This is a genomic window from Pseudomonas sp. 2FG, from assembly GCF_005502935.1.
GTDB lineage: Bacteria > Pseudomonadota > Gammaproteobacteria > Pseudomonadales > Pseudomonadaceae > Aquipseudomonas.
Window position 1 is genome coordinate 165,675 of sequence record NZ_SCMP01000004.1, and the last position, 22,529, is coordinate 188,203.

The window sequence follows — 22,529 nt, forward strand, 5'->3', positions numbered from 1 at the left end:
TTAATTGACGTTTAAGCGCTGATGCAAGCCGCGCAGGGCAACACACACCCAGGGCCAGAGTAACGCACTGACCAAGGCCGGCAAGAGGAACGGCAAGGTTTCCGGCGGGCGATGGCCGGTCAGGGCAAACAGCCATAGCTGAACCAGCTGGGCCAGGCCGAACACCACCAGCAGCACCAGGCTCTGTTGCCACACCGGGAACATGCGCAGGCGCTGATGCAGGGTCAGCACCAGAAACGTGATCAGGCTCAGAATCAAGGCGTTCTGCCCGAGCAAGGTGCCGTACAGCACATCCCCCGCCAAGCCCAGCAGCCAGGCCGTGGTCATCCCGACCCGATGCGGCAGGGCCAAGGTCCAGTAGGTCAGAAACAGGGCCAGCCAGAGCGGCCGACCGATTTCCATAAAGCTCGCCATCGGCGCCACGCTGAGCAGCAAGGCCGCCGCCAAACTCAACCAGATCACCCAGCCATTACGCGGACGCAAACCTATCATCGGTGCTCCCCTGCAGTTGCAGCCGGGGTGGTCGTTGCCGGTTGCGCGAGCGGGGCGACTGGCGCTTGAGTGCTCGGCACGGCGCCGGTCGGAACCGCGGCGGGATTTTGCCCGGCCTGGCGATCGACTTTTTCTTGCGCCTCTGCAGAGTCCGTGGCGCGCTGCTCGGGCGAACGGGCATCGGTAAACACCAGCAACATATAGCGGCTACGGTTCAATGCCGCGGTAGGAATGGCACGCACAATGGCGAACGGCTGCCCGGAGTCGTGAATCACCTCTTTGACCGTCGCCACCGGATAACCCGCCGGGAAGCGCTGACCAAGCCCGGAGCTGACCAGCAGATCGCCTTCCTTGATATCGGCGGTATCCGCCACATGCCGCAGCTCCAGGCGCTCGGGGTTGCCGGTACCGCTGGCGATGGCCCGCAGGCCATTGCGGTTGATCTGCACCGGAATGCTGTGGCTGGTGTCGGTCAGCAGCAGAACCCGCGAGGTATAAGGCATGACCTCCACCACCTGGCCCATCAGGCCGCGCGCATCCAGTACTGGCTGGCCAAGGAACACGCCATCCTTGCCGCCCTTGTCGATCAGGATGCGATGGGTGAAGGGATTAGGATCGACGCCAATCAACTCGCCGACCAGCACCTTCTCGTCGACCAGCGCGGAAGAGTTGAGCAACTCGCGCAGACGCACGTTCTGCTCGGTCAATGTGGCCAGCTTCTGCAGACGCCGCTGCATCAACAGCGCCTCGGCCTTGAGCTTCTCGTTCTCGCCGAGCAATTCGCTGCGACTGCTGAACTGCTGCGTCACCCCATCCCATATGCGTACCGGCAGATCGGCCAGCCAATAGAACGGCGTCAGCACCAGGCCCAGCTGGCTGCGCACGGGCTTGAGCGCCTCGAAACGAGCATCGACCACCATCAGCGCAGCCGAAAGCACGACCAGCACCAGCAGGCGCACACCCAATGAGGGGCCCTTGGCAAAGAGCGGCTTAATGGCTTGCTGCTCCGACGCTGTGTTTAGAATGGCTGCGCTTATTCATGCGGCATTGGAAACCGGATCGAGTGCTGACTTACGGATTGTAAACGCGACTTCTGCGCCGACTGTAGCTTTATGCCCCACATGAATGCAGGAAATGCGACGAGCCCACCGAGGTGGGCACGGCCCCGAGAAACGCCCAGGGCACTGCAAAAGCGTTGCGGGCGCAGCGGAACTCGCCAGTCTTATTCGCTGGAGAGCAGATCCATGGTGTGCCGATCCATCATCTCCAGCGCCTTGCCACCGCCCCGCGCGACGCAGGTCAGCGGGTCTTCGGCAACGATCACCGGCAGGCCGGTTTCTTGCGCCAGCAGCTTGTCCAGGTCACGCAGCAGGGCGCCACCGCCGGTCAGCACCAGGCCACGCTCGGCGATATCCGAAGCCAGTTCCGGTGGCGATTGCTCCAGCGCGCTTTTAACCGCCTGCACTATAGTCGCCAGGGACTCCTGCAGCGCTTCCAGCACTTCGTTGGAATTGAGGGTGAAGCTGCGCGGCACGCCTTCCGCCAGGTTACGGCCACGGACGTCGACTTCACGGATTTCGCCGCCCGGATAGGCAGTACCGATTTCCTGCTTGATGCGCTCGGCGGTGGATTCGCCGATCAGGCTGCCGTAGTTGCGGCGCACATAGGTGATGATGGCTTCGTCGAAGCGGTCACCGCCAACCCGCACGGATTCGGCGTAAACCACGCCGTTCAGCGAGATCAGCGCAATTTCCGTAGTACCGCCGCCGATATCGACGACCATCGAACCACGCGCTTCTTCCACCGGCAGGCCGGCACCGATAGCGGCGGCCATCGGTTCTTCGATCAGGAACACTTCGCGGGCGCCGGCACCGAGGGCCGACTCACGAATGGCCCGACGCTCAACCTGAGTAGACTTGCACGGCACACAGATAAGGACGCGTGGGCTCGGCTGCAGGAAGCTGTTTTCATGCACTTTATTGATGAAGTACTGCAGCATCTTCTCGCAGACGCTGAAGTCGGCGATCACACCATCCTTCATCGGACGAATAGCGGCGATATTGCCGGGAGTACGGCCGAGCATACGCTTGGCTTCGGTTCCGACCGCTACGACACTCTTCTGGTTGCCGTGGGTACGGATGGCGACCACCGATGGTTCATTCAGCACAATGCCGCGTTCGCGTACATAAATCAGGGTATTGGCAGTGCCCAGGTCGATCGACAGATCGCTGGAAAACATGCCACGCAGTTTCTTGAACATGGGATAGGGACCCTAGGCAACGCGTGGGTAAAAAAGTGCGGCAAACTCTAACAACGACGGGGATTTTGGGCAAGGCGCCAATATGTTAAATTGGCGCCTTTTCCGGGCTTTACGGCCCATCATAGCGGCTTTTGACCGCTCGCCCGCGGTATCCGTTCCGCACAGTTTTTTCGTACGGTCTTCCGCCCGCCTGCCACTGGCCGCTCTTAATTGGCTGCTCTTAATTGGAGAATCCCCGATGGCGCTTGAACGCTCCGAGGTGGAAAAAATCGCCCATCTGGCCCGACTGGGTCTGAATGACGCCGATATTCCACGCACCACCGAGACCCTCAACACTATTCTCGGTCTGATTGATCTGATGCAGGCGGTCGACACTACCGGCATCGAGCCCCTGGCTCACCCGCTGGAAGCCACTCAGCGCCTGCGCGCCGACGTTGTGACCGAGGAAAATCACCGCGATGCCTACCAGGCCATCGCCCCGGCAGTACAAGACGGCCTGTATCTCGTGCCGAAAGTGATCGAGTAATGGATATGCACCAACTGACTCTGGCCGAGATCGCCCGCGGCCTCGCCGACAAACAATTCTCTTCCGAGGAGCTGACGCGCAACCTGATCGCGCGCATTCAGCAACTCGACCCGCAGCTGAACAGCTTTATCAGCCTCACCGAAGCGCTGGCCCTGCAACAGGCCAAGGCCGCCGATGCCCGCCGCGCCGGCGGTGAAAGCGGCGCCCTGCTCGGCGCGCCGATCGCCCACAAGGATCTGTTCTGCACCCAGGGCATTCGCACCAGCTGCGGCTCGAAGATGCTCGACAACTTCAACGCCCCCTATGACGCCACCGTGGTCGCCAAACTCGCCGCGGCGGGCACCGTGACGCTGGGCAAGACCAACATGGATGAGTTCGCCATGGGCTCCTCGAACGAGTCCAGCTATTACGGCGCGGTGAAGAACCCCTGGAACCTCGCCCACGTACCGGGCGGCTCCTCCGGCGGCTCGGCCGCGGCGGTGGCGGCCCGCCTGTTGCCGGCGGCGACCGGCACCGACACCGGCGGCTCGATCCGTCAACCGGCGGCGCTGACCAACCTCACCGGGATCAAGCCGACCTACGGCCGCGTCTCGCGTTGGGGCATGATCGCCTACGCCTCCAGCCTCGACCAGGGCGGCCCACTGGCCCGCACTGCCGAAGACTGCGCGCTGCTGCTGCAGGGCATGGCCGGCTTCGACCCTAAAGATTCGACCAGTGTCGATGAGCCCGTGCCGGATTACAGCGCCAGCCTGAACCACAGCCTGGAAGGCCTGCGCATCGGCCTGCCGAAGGAATATTTCGGCGCCGGCCTCGACCCGCGCATCGCCGAGCTGACCCTGGCCTGCGTCAAGGAGCTGGAAAAACTCGGCGCGGTGGTCAAGGACATCTCCCTGCCGAACATGCAGCACGCGATTCCGGCCTATTACGTGATCGCCCCAGCCGAGGCTTCCTCCAACCTGTCGCGTTTCGACGGCGTGCGCTTCGGCCATCGCTGCGAGAACCCGGTCGACCTCACCGACCTGTATAAGCGCTCACGCGCCGAAGGCTTCGGCATTGAAGTGCAGCGGCGGATCATGGTCGGTGCCTATGCGCTGTCCGCCGGTTACTACGACGCCTACTACCTGCAGGCGCAGAAGATTCGCCGGCTGATCAAGAACGACTTCATGGCGGCCTTTAAAGAAGTGGACGTGATACTCGGCCCCACCACGCCGAACCCGGCCTGGAAACTCGGCGAGAAGAACAACGACCCGGTGGCGCAGTACCTGGAAGACATCTACACCATCACCGCCAACCTCGCCGGCCTGCCGGGCATTTCCATGCCTGCGGGTTTCGTCGAAGGTCTGCCGGTTGGCGTGCAGTTGCTGGCCCCCTACTTCCAGGAAGGCCGCCTGCTCAACGTAGCCCACCGCTACCAGCAGGTCAGCGGCTGGCACCAACAATCGCCGGCCGGTTTCTAAGGGGTTTATGACATGCAATGGGAAACTGTGATCGGGCTGGAAATCCACACCCAGCTCGCCACCCAATCGAAGATTTTCTCCGCCAGCTCCACCACTTTTGGCGCCGAGCCGAACACCCAGGCCAGCCTGGTCGATCTCGGCATGCCCGGCGTGCTGCCGGTGCTCAATGAGGAAGCGGTGCGCATGGCGGTCAAGTTCGGTCTGGCGATCGATGCCGAGATCGGCGCCAGCAACGTCTTCGCCCGCAAGAACTACTTCTATCCGGACCTCCCCAAGGGCTACCAGATCAGTCAGATGGAACTGCCGATTGTCGGCAAGGGCCACCTGGACATCAGCCTGGAAGACGGCACGATCAAACGCGTCGGCATCACCCGCGCGCACCTGGAAGAAGACGCCGGCAAGAGCCTGCATGAAGACTTCAGCGGCATGACCGGCATCGACCTCAACCGCGCCGGCACGCCGCTGCTGGAGATCGTCTCCGAGCCGGACATGCGCAGCGCCAAGGAAGCCGTGGCCTACGTCAAGGCCATCCACGCCCTGGTGCGTTATCTGGGGATTTGTGACGGCAATATGGCCGAAGGCTCGCTGCGCTGCGACTGCAACGTCTCGGTACGGCCGAAAGGCCAGGCCGAGTTCGGCACCCGCTGCGAGATCAAGAACGTCAACTCGTTCCGCTTTATCGAGAAGGCGATCAACTCCGAGGTGCAGCGGCAGATCGAGCTGATCGAAGACGGCGGCAAGGTCATCCAGCAGACCCGCCTGTACGACCCGAACAAAGACGAAACCCGCGCCATGCGCAGCAAGGAGGAAGCCAACGACTACCGTTACTTCCCCGACCCGGATCTGCTGCCGGTGGTGATCAGCGCGCAATTCCTCGACGCCACCCGCGCCACCCTGCCGGAACTGCCGCCGCAGAAGCGCGAGCGTTTCCAGGCCCAGTTCGGTTTGTCCGCCTACGATGCCAGCGTGCTGGCCTCCAGCCGCGAGCAGGCGGATTACTTCGAACAGGTCGTCAAGATCGGCGGCGACGCCAAGCTGGCGGCCAACTGGGTGATGGTCGAGCTGGGCAGCCTGTTGAACAAGCAAGGCCTGGAGATCGAACAAGCGCCGGTATCCGCCGAACAACTGGGCGGCATGCTGGTGCGCATCAGCGACAACACCATCTCCGGCAAGATCGCCAAGATGGTCTTCGAGGCCATGGCGGGCGGCGAAGGCAGCGCCGATCAAGTCATCGAAGCCCGCGGCCTGAAACAGGTCACCGACAGCGGCGCCATCGAGTCGATGCTCGACGAGATGCTCGCCGCCAACGCCGAGCAGGTCGAACAGTACCGCGCCGCCGATAAAGCCAAGCGCGGCAAGATGTTCGGCTTCTTCGTCGGTCAGGCGATGAAGGCCTCCAAAGGCAAGGCCAACCCGCAGCAAGTGAACGAATTGCTCAAGCAAAAGCTCGAAGGGTAAGCAGTTCAACACCGCACAACGCCGGGCTCGCCCGGCGTTGTTTTGTCCAGAGGTATAAGTATGTGGCGTTTACTGACTCTCAGCGCACTGTTCGGCCTGCTCGCGGGTTGCGCCGGTCTGCCGTTCGGCCTCGGCTCAGGTGGTGACAGCGAAAGCCGCTACAACGCCGAGGGCAAAGCCTCCTATTACGGCGCCAAGCACCACGGCAAACGCACCGCCAGCGGTGAGAGATTCGACCAGCACCAACTGACCGCCGCGCACCGCAGCCTGCCCTTCGGCACACGGGTGCGGGTGACCAACCTGAACAACGACAAGACCGTGGTAGTGCGTATCAACGACCGGGGCCCCTACGCCCGCGGGCGCATCATCGATGTCTCACGCAAGGCCGCCCAGCAACTCGACATGCTGCGCGCCGGCGTGGCGCCGGTGCGGGTGCAAAGCCTCGACTAACAGGAGTAGAGCCATGAGCGAACCAGCGAAAGCCGGCGAACAGGTACGCCGCCAAGTGATGGGCGATGCCTTCGTCGATCGCGCCCTGGGCAATGCCAGCGAGTTCACCCAGCCCCTGCAAGACTTCGTCAACGAACACGCCTGGGGCGGCGTCTGGACCCGTGAAGGTCTGCCGCTGAAGACTCGCAGCCTGATCACCCTCGCCGCGCTGACCGCGCTGAAATGCCCGCAAGAGCTGAAAGGCCATGTGCGGGGTGCGCTGAACAACGGCTGCACGGTCGAGGAAATCCGCGAGGCGCTGCTGCATTGTGCGGTGTATGCCGGCGTACCGGCGGCGATCGACGCCTTCCGCGCGGCCCAGGAGGTGATAGACGCCTGGCAGGGCGCAGGCGAATAAGCGGCGCTGCGCCTAGATCCAGCCGCCCCACTGCAACACGAAGATGCCGATATTGGTGGTCAGCGCCGCCGCCAGGGTGGTGATCACTATGATCGCCGCGGCCAGCTCCTGGTTGCCGTTCACCGCCTTGGCCATGACGAAGCTGGCGGCAGCGGTGGGGCTGGCGAAATAGAGGAACAGGATGCCCAACTCGGCGCCGCGGAAACCGTAGAGGAACGCCCCGAGGGTGCAGAGCAGCGGCAACCACACCAGCTTCATCAGGCTGGCGCTGATGGCCAGACCGCTGCTCGCCCGCAGGGACGCCAACGACAGGGTGCCGCCGATGCAGATCAACGCCAGCGGCAGGGTCAGCTGCGCGAGGTATTCACCGGACGTGGTCAGCCAGACCGGCAGGCCTATCTGCCAATAGGCGAAGGGGATGGCCGCGAGCACGCCGATGATCAAGGGGTTGCGCAGAATGCTCTTGATAATACTCCAGGCATCCGACTTGGAGCTTGGGCTGTAGATCGCCAGCACTACCGCCGACAGGCTGTTGTAGGACAGGATCACCACCCCGGCCAAGACCCCGCCCAGCGACAAGCCGTAGTCGCCGTACAGGCTGGTCGCCAGCGCCAGGCCGACAATGCCGTTGTTGCCACGAAAGGCGCCCTGGGTATAGACCCCGCGATCGGCCCTGGGGCAACGCCAGATCGCCCAGCCCCAGGCCAAGAGAAACCCCAGCAGCGTCGCGACGACGAAATAGCCCAGTACCGCCGGCTGCAAAGCCGTGCGTAGATCGGCATGCAGGATGGCGAGAAACAGCATGACCGGCATGCTGACGTTGAACACCAGCGCCGATGCCGTGCCGATAAACGCCGCATCGATCAGCCCCAGGCGTTTGAGCAACACGCCGAGAAACAACATGGCGAAAACCGGCGCGGTGATGCCGAAGGTTGCAGAGATGAGCGCGAGCATGTCGTGTGCTGAGCCAGGCGGGTGTCGTTAGGCGGCTAATGATAAGTCAGCCGCAGCGCCAGCGCATGCAAACAACTGCCGCGTGCAAAGCCCTTTTGCTCGCTCCTACATTTTGCCCAAGAGCACTTTATTTCTAAGCCGGCAACACCACTGGCGCTTGCTCCAGCTGGCGATTTTCCAGGCGCAGTTGCCGCCCATGGAAACGTTTCAGGCTGGAGCGGTGACCGATGCTGATCAGGCTGGTGTCTGGCAATTCATCGACCAGCAACTGATAGAGCGCCGCCTCATCGACCTCATCGAGGGCAGACGTCGCCTCGTCGAGGAACAACCAGCGCGGCGCGACCAGCAAGGCCCGGGCAATCGCCAGCCGTTGCAGCTCGCCGGGCGAGAGCACCCGCTCCCAGTGATCTTCCAGGTCCAGACGGGCGACCAGATGTTCCAGCCGGCAGTCGCGCAGCACCTGCTCCAGGCGCTCCTGCGGGTAGCACTCGGCTCGGTCGGGGTAACTCAGGGCGCCGCGCAGACTGCCAATCGGCAGATACGGTTTCTGCGGCAGGAACAGGCTGCTGTCCGGCAGGCTCAAGGCGCCGCTACCGAACGGCCAAAGCCCGCTCAGCGCCCGCAGCAGCGTGCTCTTGCCGCTACCCGAGGCGCCGCTGATCAACACGTGCTCACCGGGAGCGATGCGCAACGAAGTCGGCTCGAGCAGCGTGCGGCCATCGGCCAGGCTCAGCCGGACGCCCTCCAGCGATAGCTGTTCAGCCTGAGTCTGCCGGCGAATAGCCGGCGCTTGTTCTTGCGCCTGCCCCTCGGCCAGCGCCTGGCGGAAGCTCAGGATCCGGTCGCAGGTGGCGCGCCAGGCCGCCAGACTGGCGTAGGCGTCGATGAACCAGCTCATGCTCTCCTGCACATTGCCGAACGCCGAATTGATCTGCATCAGATCGCCGAGCTGGATCTTGCCGGCGAAGTAGCGCGGAGCGGCGACCACCAGCGGAAAGATGATCGCGATCTGCGAATAGCCGGCGCTGAAAAAGGTCAGGCGCTTCTGCACCTTCATCAGTTGCCAGAAGTTGCTCCAGACACTCTGGAAACGCGTCATCAGCCGTTGTTGCTCGTTGGCTTCGCCGTTGTAGAGGGCAATGCTTTCGGCATTTTCACGGATGCGTACCAGACCGAAACGCAGGTCGGCCTCGAAGCGTTGCTGGCGGTTATTCAGCCCGATCAGGCGCCGCGCGACCAGGTGCACCAGCCAGCTGCCGACCATGGCATAGAGCAAGGCGGCCCAGAACATATAGCCGGGTATCTCGACCCCGAAGACCTCGATGCTGCCCGACACGCCCCAGAGGATCACCGAGAACGACACCAGGCTGACCACATTGCGAATCAGCCCCAGGCCCAGGCCCAAGGTGTTGTCGGTAAAACTGTTCAAGTCCTCGGCCAGACGCTGGTCGGGGTTGTCGGTGTAGCCACGCTGCTCCAGGCGGTAGAAGTTCTTGTGCTGCAACCAGGCATCGAAATGCTGCTCCGTCAGCCAGCGCCGCCAACGGATGGTCAACATCTGGGTCAGGTACAGGCGATAGACCGCCACCAGAATCGCCACCGCGGCGATCCCGCAGAAATACAGAATCAGCTGGGTAAAGGCCGGCAGGTCCTTATTCTGCAGCGCGTTGTAGAACTCGCGGTACCAACTGTTGACCGCCACCGAGATGGCCACGCCGACCAGCGACAGTGCGATCACCACGATCAGCAGCAGCCAGGCCATGGCCTTCTCCTCACTGCGCCAATAGGACGCCGTGAGCAGCCAGACCCGCGCGAAGAAGTTGCTCTGCACCACATCGTTGACCGCTGAATATTCGGCGTTCTTGCTCATTTAACAGACTCAGGCTCGCTGTGCGGTTATAAAAAAGAGCGCCTCAAGTGGCGCTCCCTGACTCATCTGGTTACCCGCGCTGGCGCACTCAGCGCCGAACCGGGCGCTTCTGCAACTTGCGCTGCAAGGTACGCCGGTGCATGCCCAGCGCGCGAGCGGTGGCGGAGATGTTGCCATCATGTTCGGCAAGCACGCGCTGAATATGTTCCCACTGCAGGCGATCGACCGACATCGGGTTTTCCGGCACCAGGCTGTCGAGGTCGGCGTGTTCGGAAACCAGGGCGGTCAACACATCATCGGCATCCGCCGGTTTGCACAGGTAGTTGGCCGCGCCGCGCTTGATCGCTTCCACCGCGGTGGCGATGCTCGAGTAGCCGGTGAGGATCACCACGCGCATTTCCGGGTCCAGCGCCAGCAACTTCGGCAACAACACCAACCCCGAGTCGCCTTCCATCTTCAGATCCAGCACCGCGTAGTCCGGCAGGTCCTGCTCGGCCAGGGCGAAGCCCTCTTCGGCGGAACCGGCGATCGACACGCGCAAGCCGCGGCGGCTCATGGCGCGGGCCATCACCCGGGTGAAGGTGGGGTCATCGTCGACCAGCAGCAGATGCGGCTGTTCTTCGCCTTCGATCAGGTTCTCTTCGCTCATAACATTCTCCATTACGCGGGCAGACGCGGCAGGCGCAACTCGGTGAGCGTGCCGCCGTCCTCATGGTTATAGAGTTTCACCGAACCGCCGGCCCGCGTCACGCTGGCCTGACTGAGGAACAGGCCGAGGCCGAAGCCTTTGCCCTTGGTGGTAAAGAAGGGTTTGCCGAGCTGCTCGGCAATCGCCAGCGGCACGCCGGCGCCATGGTCACGAATGCTGATGCACAACTCGGCGGCATTCCAATTCAGGCGGATCTCGAGCTGCTCGGGGCAGGCATCCGCCGCATTGTTCAGCAGATTGAGCAGCGCCTGGGTCAGCTCCGGCGGCGGCGACAAGCGCGGCACGGCGCCCGTGCCCAGCAGTTGGTAGCGATAACTGGCTTCCGGACGCATCAGGTGCCAACGATTCAGCGCGGTCTCCAGCCAGACGCCCACCGCTTGCTCCTCGACCGTCAGACGGCGGTCGGCTTCGGCGGCGCGCACCAACTGTTGCAGGGTTTCCTTACAGAGTTTGACCTGTTCCTGCAGCACCGCCAGATCCTCCTGCAGCAGCGGGTCCGGGTGTTCGCGCCGAATCTCCTTGATCAGCACGCTCATGGTCGCCAGCGGCGTCCCCAGTTCATGGGCGGCGCCCGCGGCCTGGGTCGCCACGGCGAGCAATTGCTGGTCACGCATGCCTTCCTCGCGACGTTGCGCGCGCGACTGTTCCTGGCGGCGCAACTCCTCGGCCATCTTCGCCGCAAAGAAGGTGATCAGCGCCGCCGCCAGCGCAAAGCTCAGCCACATGCCATAGATCAGCAGCTTCTCGCGCTCCACCAGCTGCATATCCAGCGGGTGGTACCAGACCAGCAGCAGCGTGTAGCTGGCCAGCGCCAGGCCGCTGAGGATCACCGAATAGAGCCACGGCAAGGTGGCCGCGGCGATGGTCAGCGGCACCAGGTAATAGGAGACGAAGGGGTTGGTCGAGCCGCCGGAAAAATACAGCAGCACGCTGTGGATGATCAGGTCACAGGCCAGCTGCCCGGCGTATTCCAGCTCGGTCACCGGCCACGGCCCGCGCAGGCGCAGGGCCGTCAGCACGCAGAGCAGGGCGGAAAGCCCGAGGGTGATGCCCAGCGCCAACCAGGGCAGCGGCAGGAAGTCCGACAGGTAGGCGAAGCCCACCGAGCCGGCCTGAGCGGCCAGCACCAGGATGCGGATCAGCGTCAGGCGCCAGAGATTCTGGTGGCTGGCCGATAACAATTGAACGGGCGCGAGCATGAGCTCTCCTGATGAGTGCTCCAGATGACCGGGGCGAGTATAACCATGCGGCGGGCCAGCCTGCCCAGCTGCGGCAACGCGCCGCAGTCAGCGCTGACGGAACCCGGCCACGCGGGCTAGAGTCTGATACTCGTCGCCCACCCAAGGAAGCGCTATCGCGGTATCTGTCTAAATTGCCACGCAGTGCCGAAAACCTCACAAGGAGTTGTCATGCAATCCCTCACCCGCCTTGCCGCCACCCTCGCCCTCACTTCTGCCGCACTCATCAGCTTGCCGACCCTGGCCGACGAGGCGCGCTACAACCAAATCGCCCTGCGCGCCGAGGTCAGCCAGGACGTGGCCCACGACCTGATGCACGTCACCCTCTACAGCGAGGCGCAAAACAGCGACCCGGCCAAACTCGCCGCCGAAACCACCCAGACCCTGAACAGCGCCGTGGAACAGGCCCGCCAGGTCAAAAACGTCAGCGTCAAACTCGGCAGCCGCAACAGCTACCCGGTCTACGACGACAAAGGTCAGCAGATCGCCGGCTGGCGTGAACGCGCCGAACTACGCCTGGAAAGCGCCGACTTCGCCGCGCTCTCCAAGCTGACCGGCGAGCTGCTGAAGGACTTGAAGATGGGCAGCATGGACTTCGCCATCTCCAATCCTTCCCGCAAAAAGACCGAAGACGAGCTGCTGAAGGAAGCGGTCGCCGCCTTCAAGGCCCGGGCGCAGCTGGCCACCGAAGCCCTCGGCGGCCAGAGCTACAAGTTGGTCAACCTGAGCCTCAACAGCGCGGGCTTCCAGCCGATCCGGCCGATGCGCATGGAGGCCATGGCGAGCGGCATGTCGCTGGCCAAAGCCGCGCCGATACCGGAAATCGAGGCCGGCACCAGCGAGGTCACGGTCAACGCCGATGGTGTCATCGAAGTGCAGATGCCCTGATCCACCCCATAGGCGCACCAAGGCGGTTCTGATCGACTCGCCACGAGTCGATCAGAGACCGTACAGTCACTAAGTGAATTTAAATAAGTCTATATAAATCAATATATTACATTCCATCTCGGCACGACCCGTAATTTCCCCGGCTCGGCCCCTCTAGCCGGCTCAAGAACCCACAACCCCCTCCGCCCTGCCCGATTTTTTACAGAAATGCGACATCTACGGACGAACTCGCCGCAGCTTCTACGCTGATTGGACCGCGTGACTTGCACTGGGCACACGCCCTGCATAGTTTCACCCGGGTCGGCTCACGAGGCCGTACCTCAAACAATGACAACAAACCTGAGGCCATCATGCATAAACACGTCGTCATTCCGTTCATGCTCACCGCTGGACTGATCGCCAGCGCGCCCTTCGCCCATGCCGCCAGCAACCTGGTGTATTGCTCCGAAGGCAGCCCCGCCGGTTTCGACCCGGGCCAATACACCACCGGTACCGACTTCGACGCCTCGGCAGAAACCGTGTTCAACCGTCTGACCCAATTCGAGCGCGGCGGCACCGCGGTAATCCCCGGCCTGGCGACCACCTGGGATGTTTCCGAAGATGGCCTGACCTACACCTTTCACCTGCGCGACGGCGTGAAGTTCCACACCACCGAGTACTTCAAGCCGAGCCGCGAATTCAACGCGGACGATGTGCTGTTCACCTTCCAGCGCATGCTCAATAAAGACCATCCGTTCCGCGTGGCCTACCCGACCGAGTTCCCCTACTTCACCGACATGGGCATGGACGCCAATATCACCAAGGTCGAGAAAGTTGACGCCAAGACCGTCAAGTTCACCCTGGCCAGTGTCGACGCGGCCTTTATCCAGAACCTGGCGATGAGCTTCGCCTCGATCCAGTCCGCCGAATACGCCGACCAGCTGTTGAAACAAGGCAAGGCCGCCGACATCAACCAGAAGCCGATCGGCACCGGCCCCTTCGTGTTCAAGCGTTACCAGAAGGACGCGCAGATTCGCTTCACCGGCAACAAGGACTACTGGGTTCCGGGCGATGTGAAGGTCGATAATCTGATCTTCTCCATCAGCACCGATGCCTCGGTGCGCATGCAGAAGCTCAAGGCCAACGAGTGCCAGATCACCCTCAACCCGCGCCCGGCCGACCTGGAGTCGCTGCAGAAAGACCCGAACATCCAGATGCCGTCGCAGCCGGGCTTCAACGATGGCTATATCGCCTACAACGTCCTGCACCAACCGCTGGACAAGCTGGAAGTGCGTCAGGCGCTGGACATGGCGGTGAACAAGCAAGCGATCATCGACGCGGTGTACCAGAGCGCCGGCCAGCTGGCCGTGAACGGCATGCCGCCGACCCAGTGGTCCTACGACGACAGCATCAAGGACGCCGGCTACAACCCGGAGAAGGCCAAGGCGCTGCTGAAGGCCGCCGGCGTCAAGGAAGGCACCGAGATCACCCTCTGGGCCATGCCGGTGCAGCGCCCGTACAACCCCAACGCCAAGCTGATGGCCGAGATGCTACAGAACGACTGGGGCAAGGTCGGGATCAAGGCGAAGATCGTCACCTACGAGTGGGGCGAGTACCTCAAGCGTTCCAAGGCCGGCGAGCACGACGCCATGCTGATCGGCTGGAGCGGCGACAACGGTGACCCGGACAACTGGTTGGGCACCCTGTACGGCTGCGATGCGGTGGAAGGCAACAACTTCTCCAAGTGGTGCCATGCCGACTACGACAAGCTGATCAAGGAGGCCAAACGCACCACCGACCAAGCCAAACGCACCGAGCTGTACAAGCAGGCGCAGCACATCCTCAAGCGTGAAGTGCCGATCACCCCGATCGCCCACTCCACCGTGTACCAACCGATGCGCAAGAGCGTGCAGGACTTCAAGATCAGCCCGTTCGCCCTGAACTCCTTCTATGGTGTCAGCGTCGGTAAGTAACCCCACAGAGCCTGTTCAAGAGCATCGCCAAAGCAGCAGATATTGAACAGGTTCTAAGCCTATTGCCGAGCCGGTTACCCACCGGCCCGGCAACCGTGCAGCGGCGGCCCACCCGGCCGTCATCTGCATGAACCGTCGTACCCTGGGGGAATATCCGATGCCCAGCCGCAATTTTCTGTTTTCCAGCCTGCTGTTGGCCGCGCTACTGGCCGGCACTGCGCAGGCCGCTTCCGACACCCTGGTGGTCTGCACCGAGGCCAGCCCCGAAGGCTTCGACATCGTTCAATACACCGCGGCAACTACCGCCGATGCTTCGGCGGAAACGGTGTTCGACCGGCTGGTGAGTTTCGTACCCGGCAGCACCGAGCTGCGCCCCGGCCTGGCCGAGCGCTGGGACATCTCCGCAGACGGCTTGAGCTACACCTTTCACCTGCGCCAAGGGGTGAAGTTTCATCACAGCAAGGCCTTCAACCCAAGCCGCAACCTGAATGCCGACGATGTGCTGTGGAGCTTCCAGCGCCAGCTCGACCCGCAGCACCCCTGGCACCAACTGGCCGGCCGGGGCTTTCCCTACGCCGAGTCGATGGGCATGGCGGCGCTGATCGAGCGCATCGACAAGCTCGACGCCAGCACCGTACGTTTCACCCTGAAGCATCCGGAGGCGCCGTTCCTGGCCGATCTGGCCATGGGTTTCGCCTCCATCTATTCCGCGGAATATGCCGCGCAGTTGCTCGCCCAGGGGCAGCCGGACAGGCTCAACCAGCAGCCGATCGGCACCGGGCCCTTTGTCTTCGAGCGCTACAGCAAGGACGCGCAAGTGCGCTTTCGCGCCAACCCCGATTACTGGGACGGTGCGCCCAAACTGGCGCGGCTGATCTTCGCCATCAGCCCCGACCCCAACGTGCGCCAGCAACAACTCAAGGCCGGCGACTGCCAAGTCGCGCTCTACCCGCGGCCGACCGATATTCCGGCCCTGCGCGGCGATCCCGAGCTCAAGGTGTTGGAACTGGACTCGCTGCTGGTTGCCTATGTCGCCCTGAACACTCGGCATCCGCCCCTGGACGATGTGCGCGTGCGCCAGGCGCTCAATCTGGCCTTCGATAAAACCGTCTACCTGCGCGCCCAATTCGGCGCAGGCGGCGCCAGCCCCGCAGTGGCGCCCTACCCGCCGACGCTGTGGGGCCACGATGCGAGCCTCAAAGGCTGGCCACACGACCTGGAGCGCGCCCGCCAGTTGCTCAAGGCGGCCGGCCAGCAAGACGGCTTCCACCTGTCGATCTGGACCCGCCCCGGTGGCGGGCCGACTAACCCCAACCCCGGCATCGGGGCGCAAATGCTGCAGGCCGACCTGGCGAAGATCGGCATCCAAGCGGATATCCGCGTGTACGAATGGGGCGAGCTGATCAAGCGGGCGAAGCACGGTGAACATGATCTGGTGTTTATGGGCTTGGCCGGCGACAACGGCGACCCGGACAACTGCCTCACGCCGAACCTGTCCTGCGCCGCCGCGGAAAGTGGCGAGAACCAGGCCGGCTGGTGCGATCCGCAGTTCGACGCGCTGATCACCAAGGCCCGCCAGGTGCCTGAGCAAGCGCAGCGCGCCGAACTGTACCGCCAGGCACTGGCGATTTTCCATAAGCAAGCGCCGTGGATTCCCCTGGCCCATCCCAAGCAATTCAGCGCACTGCGCCGCGACGTGGACGGTTTCGTCCTGAGCCCGCTGGGCTCGAATAACTTTTCCAGGGTAGAACTTAAATGAACCTGTAGGAGCGGATTTATCCGCGATGCGCTTGGGCTACCGAGGCGCCCTCTTCGCGGATAAATCCGCGCCTACACAAACATAACGAACCGACCGGCCTATGCAGCCAGTCGAGCAGATGAACCTGATGTGGAGTGCCGAAACACCATGCTGTCCTTTATCGCCCGCCGCCTGGGGCTGTTGATCCCCACCTTCTTCGGCATCACCTTGCTGACCTTCGCGCTGATCCGCCTGATCCCCGGCGACCCGGTGGAGGTGATGATGGGTGAACGCCGCGTCGACCCGGAAATGCACGCCCAGGCCCTGGAGCGCCTGGGCCTGAACAAGCCCCTGTATGAACAGTACCTGAACTACATCGGCGACCTCGCCCAGGGTAATTTGGGCGAATCGCTGCGCACCCGCGAGAGCGTCTGGCACGAGTTCCTCACCCTGTTTCCGGCGACCCTGGAGCTGTCCCTCGCCGCCCTGCTGTTCGCCGGCACGCTCGGCCTGCTGGCCGGGGTGATCGCGGCGTTGAAGCGCGGCTCATTGTTCGACCATGGGGTGATGGGCATCTCCCTGGCCGGCTACTCCATGCCGATTTTCTGGTGGGGCCTGCTGCTGATCATGTTCTTCTCCGTCGGCCTCGGCTGGACGCCGGTCTCCGGCCGCATCGACCTGCTCTACGACATCGAGCCGGTCACCGGCTTCATGCTCATCGACACCCTGCTCGGCGATGAGGAAGGGGCCTTTATCGACGCCCTCCGGCATCTGATCCTGCCGGCCATAGTGCTGGGCACCATCCCCTTGGCGGTGATAGCACGGATGACCCGCTCGGCGATGCTCGAAGTGCTGCGCGAAGACTACGTGCGCACCGCGCGCGCCAAGGGCCTGTCGCCGGCCCGCGTGATCTTCGTGCATGGCCTGCGCAATGCGCTGATCCCGGTGCTGACAGTGTTCGGCCTGCAGGTCGGCACGCTGCTGTCCGGCGCGGTGCTGACCGAGACCATCTTCTCCTGGCCGGGCATCGGTAAATGGCTGATCGAGTCGATCGGCGCCCGCGATTACCCGGTGGTGCAGAACGGCATCCTGTTGATCGCCTGCCTGGTGATCCTGGTCAATTTCGGCGTGGACATCCTCTATGGCCTGGTCAATCCACGCATCCGTCATCAACGCTAAGAAGCTGTTTCAAACTGTCTGCGCATCGGTGAGGCGGCGTTAAAAATGGCTTCGGACTGCTCATTTACAGCTCGTAAACTCCGCGTCCTTAGCCATTTTTGCCTTGCCTGACCTTCGCTCGACGATTTTGAAAACACCTTCTGTGGAGGCAAACATGAATACCACTACCACGCTGGCCGACCCGAGCGCCCTCTATCCCTCGCCGCTGAAAGAATTCTGGCAAGCCTTCGCGCGCAACAAGGGCGCGGTCGCCGGCCTGCTGTTCATGCTGCTGATCCTGTTCTGCGCGCTGTTTGCGCCCTGGGTGGCGCCGCACGATCCGAGCGAGCAGTTTCGCGAGTTCCTGCTGACCCCGCCGGTCTGGCTGGAGGGCGGCAATGCGCAGTTCCTGCTGGGCACCGACGAGCTCGGTCGTGACCTGCTGTCGCGCTTGATCCATGGTTCGCGCCTGTCGCTGCTGATCGGTTTGAGCTCGGTGCTGATGTCGCTGATTCCGGGGATTTTCCTCGGCCTGCTCGGCGGCTTCTTCCCGCGTGTCCTCGGCCCCGCGATCATGCGCGTGATGGACGTGATGCTGGCCCTGCCCTCGCTGCTGCTGGCGGTGGCGATTGTCGCCATCCTCGGCCCAGGACTGATCAATACGGTAATCGCGATCGCCGTCGTGTCGCTGCCGTCTTATGTGCGCCTGACCCGCGCCGCGGTGATGGGTGAACTGAACCGCGACTACGTCACCGCCGCGCGTCTGGCCGGCGCCGGCTTGCCGCGCCTGATGTTTATCACCGTGCTGCCCAACTGCATGGCCCCGCTGATCGTGCAGGCCAGCCTGAGCTTTTCCTCGGCGATTCTGGATGCCGCCGCGCTGGGCTTTCTCGGCCTCGGCGTCCAGCCGCCCACCCCGGAGTGGGGCACCATGCTGGCCTCGGCGCGCGACTACATAGAACGCGCCTGGTGGGTGGTCAGCCTGCCCGGCCTGACCATCCTGCTCAGCGTGTTGGCGATCAACCTGATGGGCGATGGCTTGCGCGATGCACTCGACCCGAAACTCAAGAATGCAGTCTGAGGAGCCCGTCATGAGCAGCCAAATAACCAAGCGCCAAACCCTGGTGCGCGCGGCGCACCCTACAGCGATGCCCCGTATGCGCCCGACGATCTGTAGGGTGCGCCGTGCGCACCACAACGGACAGGAGCACCGCGCATGAGCCTTCTGGATATCAAGAACCTCAGCGTGCGCTTCGGCGACGCGAATGCCGTGCCGGTGGTCGACGGCCTCGATCTGTCCGTCGAGAAGGGCGAAGTGCTGGCCATAGTCGGCGAGTCCGGCTCCGGCAAATCGGTGACCATGCTGGCGCTGATGGGGCTGATCGACGCCCCCGGCATAGTCCAGGCCGACAGCCTGCAATTCGATGGCACCGACATGCTCACGCTGAAAGGTCGGCAACGTCGACGGATCATCGGCAAAGACCTGGCCATGGTCTTCCAGGACCCGATGACCGCCCTTAACCCCAGCTACACCGTGGGCTTCCAGATCGAGGAAGTGCTCCGCCAACACCTCGGCCTGTCCGCCAAGGCCGCCCGCCAACGGGCGCTGGAACTGCTCGAACGGGTCGAGATTCCCGGCGCCGCCAGCCGCTTGAACGCTTATCCGCACCAGCTTTCCGGCGGCATGAGCCAGCGCGTGGCGATCGCCATGGCGATTGCCGGCGAGCCGAAACTGCTGATCGCCGACGAGCCGACCACCGCGCTGGACGTCACCATCCAGGCGCAAATCATGGACCTGCTGCTCGATCTGCAACGCGACCGGAATATGGCCCTGGTGCTGATCACCCACGACCTCGCGGTAGTGGCGGAAACCGCCGACCGCGTCTGCGTGATGTATGCCGGCCAGGCGGTGGAAGTCGGCAAGGTGCCGGAGCTGTTCGATGCGCCGGCGCACCCCTACACCGAAGCCCTGCTGGCGGCGATCCCCGAGCATTGCCAGGGTGCCGCGCGCCTGTCCACGCTGCCGGGCATAGTCCCCGGCCGTTACGACCGCCCCCACGGTTGCCTGCTTGCGCCGCGCTGCCCCTATGTCCAAGAGCGCTGCCGTGCCCAACGCCCGAGCCTCGACCCGAGCGCGCTGGGGGCCGTGCGTTGCTTCTTCCCACTGAACCAGTTGCCATCGAATCAGGAGGTGACGCGATGAGTGTCGTACTGACCGCCCGCGATCTCACCCGCCATTACGAGGTGTCCCGCGGCCTGTTCAAGGGCCATGCCACCGTGCGCGCCTTGAACGGGGTGTCCTTCGAACTGGAGGCGGGCCAGACCCTGGCCGTGGTTGGCGAGTCCGGCTGCGGCAAGTCCACCCTGGCCCGTGCCCTGACCCTGATCGAGGAACCCTCGTCCGGCTCACTGCAGATTGGCGGCCAGGAAGTCACAGGTGCCAGCAAGGCCGAACGCAAGCAACTGCGCCGCGATGTGCAGATGGTCTTCCAAAGCCCCTACGCCTCGCTCAACCCGCGGCAGAAGATCGGCGATCAACTGGCCGAACCGCTGCTGATCAACACCGCGCTGTCGCGCAGCGAACGACGCGAGAAGGTCCAAGCGATGATGCAGCAGGTCGGCCTGCGCCCCGAGCATTACCAGCGCTACCCGCATATGTTCTCCGGCGGTCAGCGCCAGCGGATCGCCCTGGCGCGGGCGATGATGCTCCACCCCAAGGTGCTGGTGGCGGACGAACCGACCTCGGCACTCGACGTGTCGATCCAGGCCCAGGTGCTCAACCTGTTTATGGACCTGCAGGAAGAGTTCAACACCGCCTACGTGTTCATCTCGCACAACCTCTCGGTGGTGCGGCATGTCGCCGATCAGGTGCTGGTGATGTACCTCGGCCGCCCGGTGGAGATGGGCCCGAAGGCGTTGATCTACAGCCGCCCGCTGCACCCCTACACCCAGGCGCTGCTCTCGGCCACGCCGACCATCCACCCGGACCCGCTGAAGCCGAAGATCAAGATAGTCGGCGAACTGCCCAACCCGCTCGACCCGCCTTCGGGCTGCGCCTTCCACAAGCGCTGTCCCTATGCCACCGAGCTGTGCAGCGTGGAGGAGCCGGCGCTACGTCTGCTGGATGCGCGGCAGGTGGCTTGCCACCATGCCGAGCGGATCAACGCGGTGGTCTTGCCGTAGCCCCTCTCGGATTGCGCCGCGCTTTGCCCCCCCCTCTCCCTAACCCTCTCCCCCAAGGGGCGAGGGGATGGAGTGTGCGTGCTGCAACTGTAGAAACGTAGGGTGGATGGCGCTTTTCCATCCACCATCGAGGCTGAACGAGAGAAGGTGGATGAACAGAGCGTCATCCACCCTACGCCTACATCCGTCACTCTCTTCTAGCACCCGAAAAATCGGTAGAACTCGCGCAACTCGGCCTGCGCATCGCTCAGGCTGATCACGGTGAAGCGCAGGTTCTGCTGCGCCGGGCATTGCGCCAGTCGCCCCAGATCCAGCGGATGTAGCCAACCGAGCAGCGGATAACCGCCCATGGTCTGCCGGTCGGCCAGCAGCACGATCGGCTGACCATCCGGCGGCACCTGAATGGCGCCCGTCGCCACCCCCAACGACCATTGCCGCGCCGGCACGCTCAACGCCTGCCCCTGCAAGCGTGCGCCCATGCGGTCGGACTGCGGGCTGAGCTGCCAGTGTTGGGCGAAGAAGGCTTGCACCTGGTCTTCGCCGAAGCTGGCCGCATCGCCGCCCGTGATCACCCGCAGCAAGGGCAGCTGCCGATAGTCCGGGACATAGGGCCAGGGCACGCTGGCCGGACAGGGCAACTGCGCCGGCGCACAACCCAGGCAGTCGCCGGCCAGCAGCGCGCGGCCATCGGCGTGCACACCGCCCAACCCCTCGCGCACCTGACAGGCGACACTGCCCAGCACCGGCGGTGCGCTAAAGCCACCGACCGCCGCCAGATAACCGCGCTGGCCGCTGCGGGCAAACCCCAGGCTCAAGCGCTGGCCGGCCCGTAGCGGAAAACGCGACCAACCCGGCCGCACCTGCCCCGCCACCTGGATCGGCAGATCCGCGCCGCAGACGGCGACCCAGGTATCCACCTGGCTTTCCAGCTCCAGCCCGCCGAGCGCGACCTCCAACAGCGGCGTGCCCCACGCATTGCCCAGCAGCCGATTGGCCCAGGCCGCCGCCTGCTGATCCACTACCCCGGCTGGGGAGACGCCGAGATGCTGCCAGCCGAAACGCCCGGCATCCTGCAACAGGCTCAAGGGGCCCGGCTTGATGACCTTGAGCCCCCTCACAGCTCCCCCCTCTCGGCGAGGTAGGTGTGCCGATCGATCGGTACGAAGCGCACTCGGTCGCCCAGCGCCAGCGGGCACACTGGCGTCGCCTGGGCATCGAACAGGCGCCACGGGCAACGGCCAATCAGGTGCCAGCCGCCTGGCGCGGCTTGTGGGTAGATCGCGGTCTGGCGTTCGGCAATCGCCAAGCTACCGGCCGGCACCCGCGTGCGCGGAGTGGCACGGCGCGGCAGCGCCAGACGCGCGTCCAGCTCGCCGAGGTAGGCGAAGCCCGGGGCGAAACCTATGGCGCCGACCCGGTATTCGCCCGCGCTGTGCAACTCGATCACCTCGGCCACGCTCAAACCGCAGGCGGCGGCCACGGCGGCGAGGTCTTCGGCGGCGTACCAGATAGGGATTTGCTGTAAGCGCCCGGCATTGCTGGGCGGCGGCTCGGCCTGCCAAGCTTCCAGCAGGGGCGCCAGCTGCGCCGCCAAGTGCAGGTGATCGGTGCGCATCAGGTCGTAGTGCAGCAGCAGGCTGGTCCAGCCGGGCACCAGGTCGATCAGCAGCGGGCCTAGACACTGACGGATACGCTCGGCCAGCCGCGCGATGCGCAGCGGCAGATCCGCATCCGGGGCTTCGGCCAGCACCAGCAACAGCGCTTGCGCACCGGCCGGTTCGATGCGCATCATCGCCGGC

At 63.9% G+C, this 22,529-nt stretch carries 21 protein-coding genes; 12 read left to right on the top strand and 9 right to left on the bottom strand.

Going from position 1 to position 22,529, the window contains the following annotated elements; genetic code table 11:
- The 3 genes from mreD to mreB form a co-directional block, all read right to left on the bottom strand.
- Complete coding sequence (gene mreD, locus FFS13_RS05895) at positions 1-492, bottom strand: rod shape-determining protein MreD (RefSeq protein ID WP_137818177.1); 492 nt, start codon at positions 490-492, stop codon at positions 1-3.
- Entirely contained in the window at positions 489-1,439 is a 951-nt protein-coding gene (mreC, locus tag FFS13_RS05900) for a rod shape-determining protein MreC (protein WP_371922936.1), read from the bottom strand. The genes mreD and mreC overlap by 4 nt, the downstream gene beginning before the upstream one ends.
- A 275-nt stretch (positions 1,440-1,714) precedes the next feature.
- A complete protein-coding gene (mreB, locus tag FFS13_RS05905) occupies positions 1,715-2,752 on the bottom strand; it encodes a rod shape-determining protein MreB (RefSeq protein ID WP_137818179.1) in 1,038 nt (345 codons plus the stop codon).
- 238 nt (positions 2,753-2,990) lie between these two features.
- On the opposite strand from mreB, the gene gatC reads away from it, so the two are divergent.
- The 5 genes from gatC to FFS13_RS05930 are packed head-to-tail and all read left to right on the top strand — an operon-like array spanning position 2,991 to position 7,040.
- Complete coding sequence (gatC, locus tag FFS13_RS05910) at positions 2,991-3,278, top strand: Asp-tRNA(Asn)/Glu-tRNA(Gln) amidotransferase subunit GatC (RefSeq protein ID WP_137818180.1); 288 nt, start codon at positions 2,991-2,993, stop codon at positions 3,276-3,278.
- Positions 3,279-3,283: 5 nt separating this feature from the next.
- The gene (gene gatA / locus FFS13_RS05915; RefSeq protein WP_137818181.1) at positions 3,284-4,735 is read left to right on the top strand and encodes an Asp-tRNA(Asn)/Glu-tRNA(Gln) amidotransferase subunit GatA; all 1,452 of its coding nucleotides are present in this window, start codon (positions 3,284-3,286) and stop codon (positions 4,733-4,735) included.
- Between the two features lie 12 nt (positions 4,736-4,747).
- Positions 4,748-6,193, top strand: coding sequence for an Asp-tRNA(Asn)/Glu-tRNA(Gln) amidotransferase subunit GatB (gene gatB, locus FFS13_RS05920; RefSeq protein WP_137818182.1), 1,446 nt, complete (start codon positions 4,748-4,750; stop codon positions 6,191-6,193).
- A 60-nt stretch (positions 6,194-6,253) separates the two neighbouring features.
- On the top strand, positions 6,254-6,643 hold the full coding sequence (locus FFS13_RS05925; RefSeq protein WP_137818183.1) for a septal ring lytic transglycosylase RlpA family protein: 390 nt from the start codon (positions 6,254-6,256) through the stop codon (positions 6,641-6,643).
- Positions 6,644-6,656: 13 nt separating this feature from the next.
- A complete protein-coding gene (locus tag FFS13_RS05930; RefSeq protein WP_137818184.1) occupies positions 6,657-7,040 on the top strand; it encodes a carboxymuconolactone decarboxylase family protein in 384 nt (127 codons plus the stop codon).
- A 12-nt stretch (positions 7,041-7,052) separates the two neighbouring features.
- Here FFS13_RS05930 and FFS13_RS05935 read toward each other — a convergent pair whose 3' ends face one another.
- The 4 genes from FFS13_RS05935 to FFS13_RS05950 form a co-directional block, all read right to left on the bottom strand.
- A complete protein-coding gene (locus FFS13_RS05935) occupies positions 7,053-7,994 on the bottom strand; it encodes an AEC family transporter (RefSeq protein ID WP_137818185.1) in 942 nt (313 codons plus the stop codon).
- 133 nt (positions 7,995-8,127) lie between these two features.
- Complete coding sequence (locus tag FFS13_RS05940; protein ID WP_137818186.1) at positions 8,128-9,864, bottom strand: ABC transporter ATP-binding protein/permease; 1,737 nt, start codon at positions 9,862-9,864, stop codon at positions 8,128-8,130.
- Positions 9,865-9,952: 88 nt separating this feature from the next.
- A complete protein-coding gene (locus FFS13_RS05945; RefSeq protein WP_137818187.1) occupies positions 9,953-10,513 on the bottom strand; it encodes a response regulator transcription factor in 561 nt (186 codons plus the stop codon).
- 11 nt (positions 10,514-10,524) lie between these two features.
- Positions 10,525-11,772 (bottom strand): ATP-binding protein, encoded by a 1,248-nt coding sequence (locus tag FFS13_RS05950; protein ID WP_137818188.1) that lies wholly within the window; start codon positions 11,770-11,772, stop codon positions 10,525-10,527.
- A gap of 210 nt (positions 11,773-11,982) precedes the next feature.
- On the opposite strand from FFS13_RS05950, the gene FFS13_RS05955 reads away from it, so the two are divergent.
- From FFS13_RS05955 to FFS13_RS05985, 7 genes are all read left to right on the top strand, one after another.
- The gene (locus FFS13_RS05955) at positions 11,983-12,699 is read left to right on the top strand and encodes an SIMPL domain-containing protein (RefSeq protein ID WP_137818189.1); all 717 of its coding nucleotides are present in this window, start codon (positions 11,983-11,985) and stop codon (positions 12,697-12,699) included.
- 350 nt (positions 12,700-13,049) lie between these two features.
- Positions 13,050-14,651: an ABC transporter substrate-binding protein gene (locus FFS13_RS05960; RefSeq protein ID WP_137818190.1), complete on the top strand. Its 1,602-nt coding sequence runs from the start codon at positions 13,050-13,052 to the stop codon at positions 14,649-14,651.
- 157 nt (positions 14,652-14,808) lie between these two features.
- A complete protein-coding gene (locus tag FFS13_RS05965; RefSeq protein WP_137818191.1) occupies positions 14,809-16,410 on the top strand; it encodes an ABC transporter substrate-binding protein in 1,602 nt (533 codons plus the stop codon).
- A 147-nt stretch (positions 16,411-16,557) separates the two neighbouring features.
- Entirely contained in the window at positions 16,558-17,568 is a 1,011-nt protein-coding gene (locus FFS13_RS05970) for an ABC transporter permease subunit (protein WP_137818192.1), read from the top strand.
- A 154-nt stretch (positions 17,569-17,722) separates the two neighbouring features.
- Entirely contained in the window at positions 17,723-18,628 is a 906-nt protein-coding gene (locus FFS13_RS05975; protein WP_137818193.1) for an ABC transporter permease subunit, read from the top strand.
- 135 nt (positions 18,629-18,763) lie between these two features.
- Positions 18,764-19,750 (top strand): ABC transporter ATP-binding protein, encoded by a 987-nt coding sequence (locus tag FFS13_RS05980; RefSeq protein ID WP_137818194.1) that lies wholly within the window; start codon positions 18,764-18,766, stop codon positions 19,748-19,750.
- Positions 19,747-20,730, top strand: coding sequence for a peptide ABC transporter ATP-binding protein (locus FFS13_RS05985; RefSeq protein ID WP_137818195.1), 984 nt, complete (start codon positions 19,747-19,749; stop codon positions 20,728-20,730). Before FFS13_RS05980 ends, FFS13_RS05985 begins: the two co-directional genes overlap by 4 nt.
- A 197-nt stretch (positions 20,731-20,927) precedes the next feature.
- Here the strand turns inward: FFS13_RS05985 and FFS13_RS05990 are convergent, their stop codons facing one another.
- Positions 20,928-21,848, bottom strand: coding sequence for a biotin-dependent carboxyltransferase family protein (locus FFS13_RS05990; RefSeq protein ID WP_137818196.1), 921 nt, complete (start codon positions 21,846-21,848; stop codon positions 20,928-20,930).
- Positions 21,845-22,522: a 5-oxoprolinase subunit PxpB gene (gene pxpB, locus FFS13_RS05995; RefSeq protein WP_171006428.1), complete on the bottom strand. Its 678-nt coding sequence runs from the start codon at positions 22,520-22,522 to the stop codon at positions 21,845-21,847. The genes FFS13_RS05990 and pxpB overlap by 4 nt, the downstream gene beginning before the upstream one ends.
- Between the last annotated feature and the right edge of the window lie 7 nt (positions 22,523-22,529).

Coding starts and splice junctions, on each gene's coding strand:
- mreD (WP_137818177.1), bottom strand. CDS start 492: ATGATAGGTTTGCGTCCGCGTAATGGCTGGGTGATCTGGTTGAGTTTG.
- mreB (WP_137818179.1), bottom strand. CDS start 2,752: ATGTTCAAGAAACTGCGTGGCATGTTTTCCAGCGATCTGTCGATCGAC.
- gatC (WP_137818180.1), top strand. CDS start 2,991: ATGGCGCTTGAACGCTCCGAGGTGGAAAAAATCGCCCATCTGGCCCGA.
- gatA (WP_137818181.1), top strand. CDS start 3,284: ATGCACCAACTGACTCTGGCCGAGATCGCCCGCGGCCTCGCCGACAAA.
- gatB (WP_137818182.1), top strand. CDS start 4,748: ATGCAATGGGAAACTGTGATCGGGCTGGAAATCCACACCCAGCTCGCC.
- FFS13_RS05925 (WP_137818183.1), top strand. CDS start 6,254: ATGTGGCGTTTACTGACTCTCAGCGCACTGTTCGGCCTGCTCGCGGGT.
- FFS13_RS05930 (WP_137818184.1), top strand. CDS start 6,657: ATGAGCGAACCAGCGAAAGCCGGCGAACAGGTACGCCGCCAAGTGATG.
- FFS13_RS05935 (WP_137818185.1), bottom strand. CDS start 7,994: ATGCTCGCGCTCATCTCTGCAACCTTCGGCATCACCGCGCCGGTTTTC.
- FFS13_RS05940 (WP_137818186.1), bottom strand. CDS start 9,864: ATGAGCAAGAACGCCGAATATTCAGCGGTCAACGATGTGGTGCAGAGC.
- FFS13_RS05945 (WP_137818187.1), bottom strand. CDS start 10,513: ATGAGCGAAGAGAACCTGATCGAAGGCGAAGAACAGCCGCATCTGCTG.
- FFS13_RS05950 (WP_137818188.1), bottom strand. CDS start 11,772: ATGCTCGCGCCCGTTCAATTGTTATCGGCCAGCCACCAGAATCTCTGG.
- FFS13_RS05955 (WP_137818189.1), top strand. CDS start 11,983: ATGCAATCCCTCACCCGCCTTGCCGCCACCCTCGCCCTCACTTCTGCC.
- FFS13_RS05960 (WP_137818190.1), top strand. CDS start 13,050: ATGCATAAACACGTCGTCATTCCGTTCATGCTCACCGCTGGACTGATC.
- FFS13_RS05965 (WP_137818191.1), top strand. CDS start 14,809: ATGCCCAGCCGCAATTTTCTGTTTTCCAGCCTGCTGTTGGCCGCGCTA.
- FFS13_RS05970 (WP_137818192.1), top strand. CDS start 16,558: ATGCTGTCCTTTATCGCCCGCCGCCTGGGGCTGTTGATCCCCACCTTC.
- FFS13_RS05975 (WP_137818193.1), top strand. CDS start 17,723: ATGAATACCACTACCACGCTGGCCGACCCGAGCGCCCTCTATCCCTCG.
- FFS13_RS05980 (WP_137818194.1), top strand. CDS start 18,764: ATGAGCCTTCTGGATATCAAGAACCTCAGCGTGCGCTTCGGCGACGCG.
- FFS13_RS05985 (WP_137818195.1), top strand. CDS start 19,747: ATGAGTGTCGTACTGACCGCCCGCGATCTCACCCGCCATTACGAGGTG.
- pxpB (WP_171006428.1), bottom strand. CDS start 22,522: ATGATGCGCATCGAACCGGCCGGTGCGCAAGCGCTGTTGCTGGTGCTG.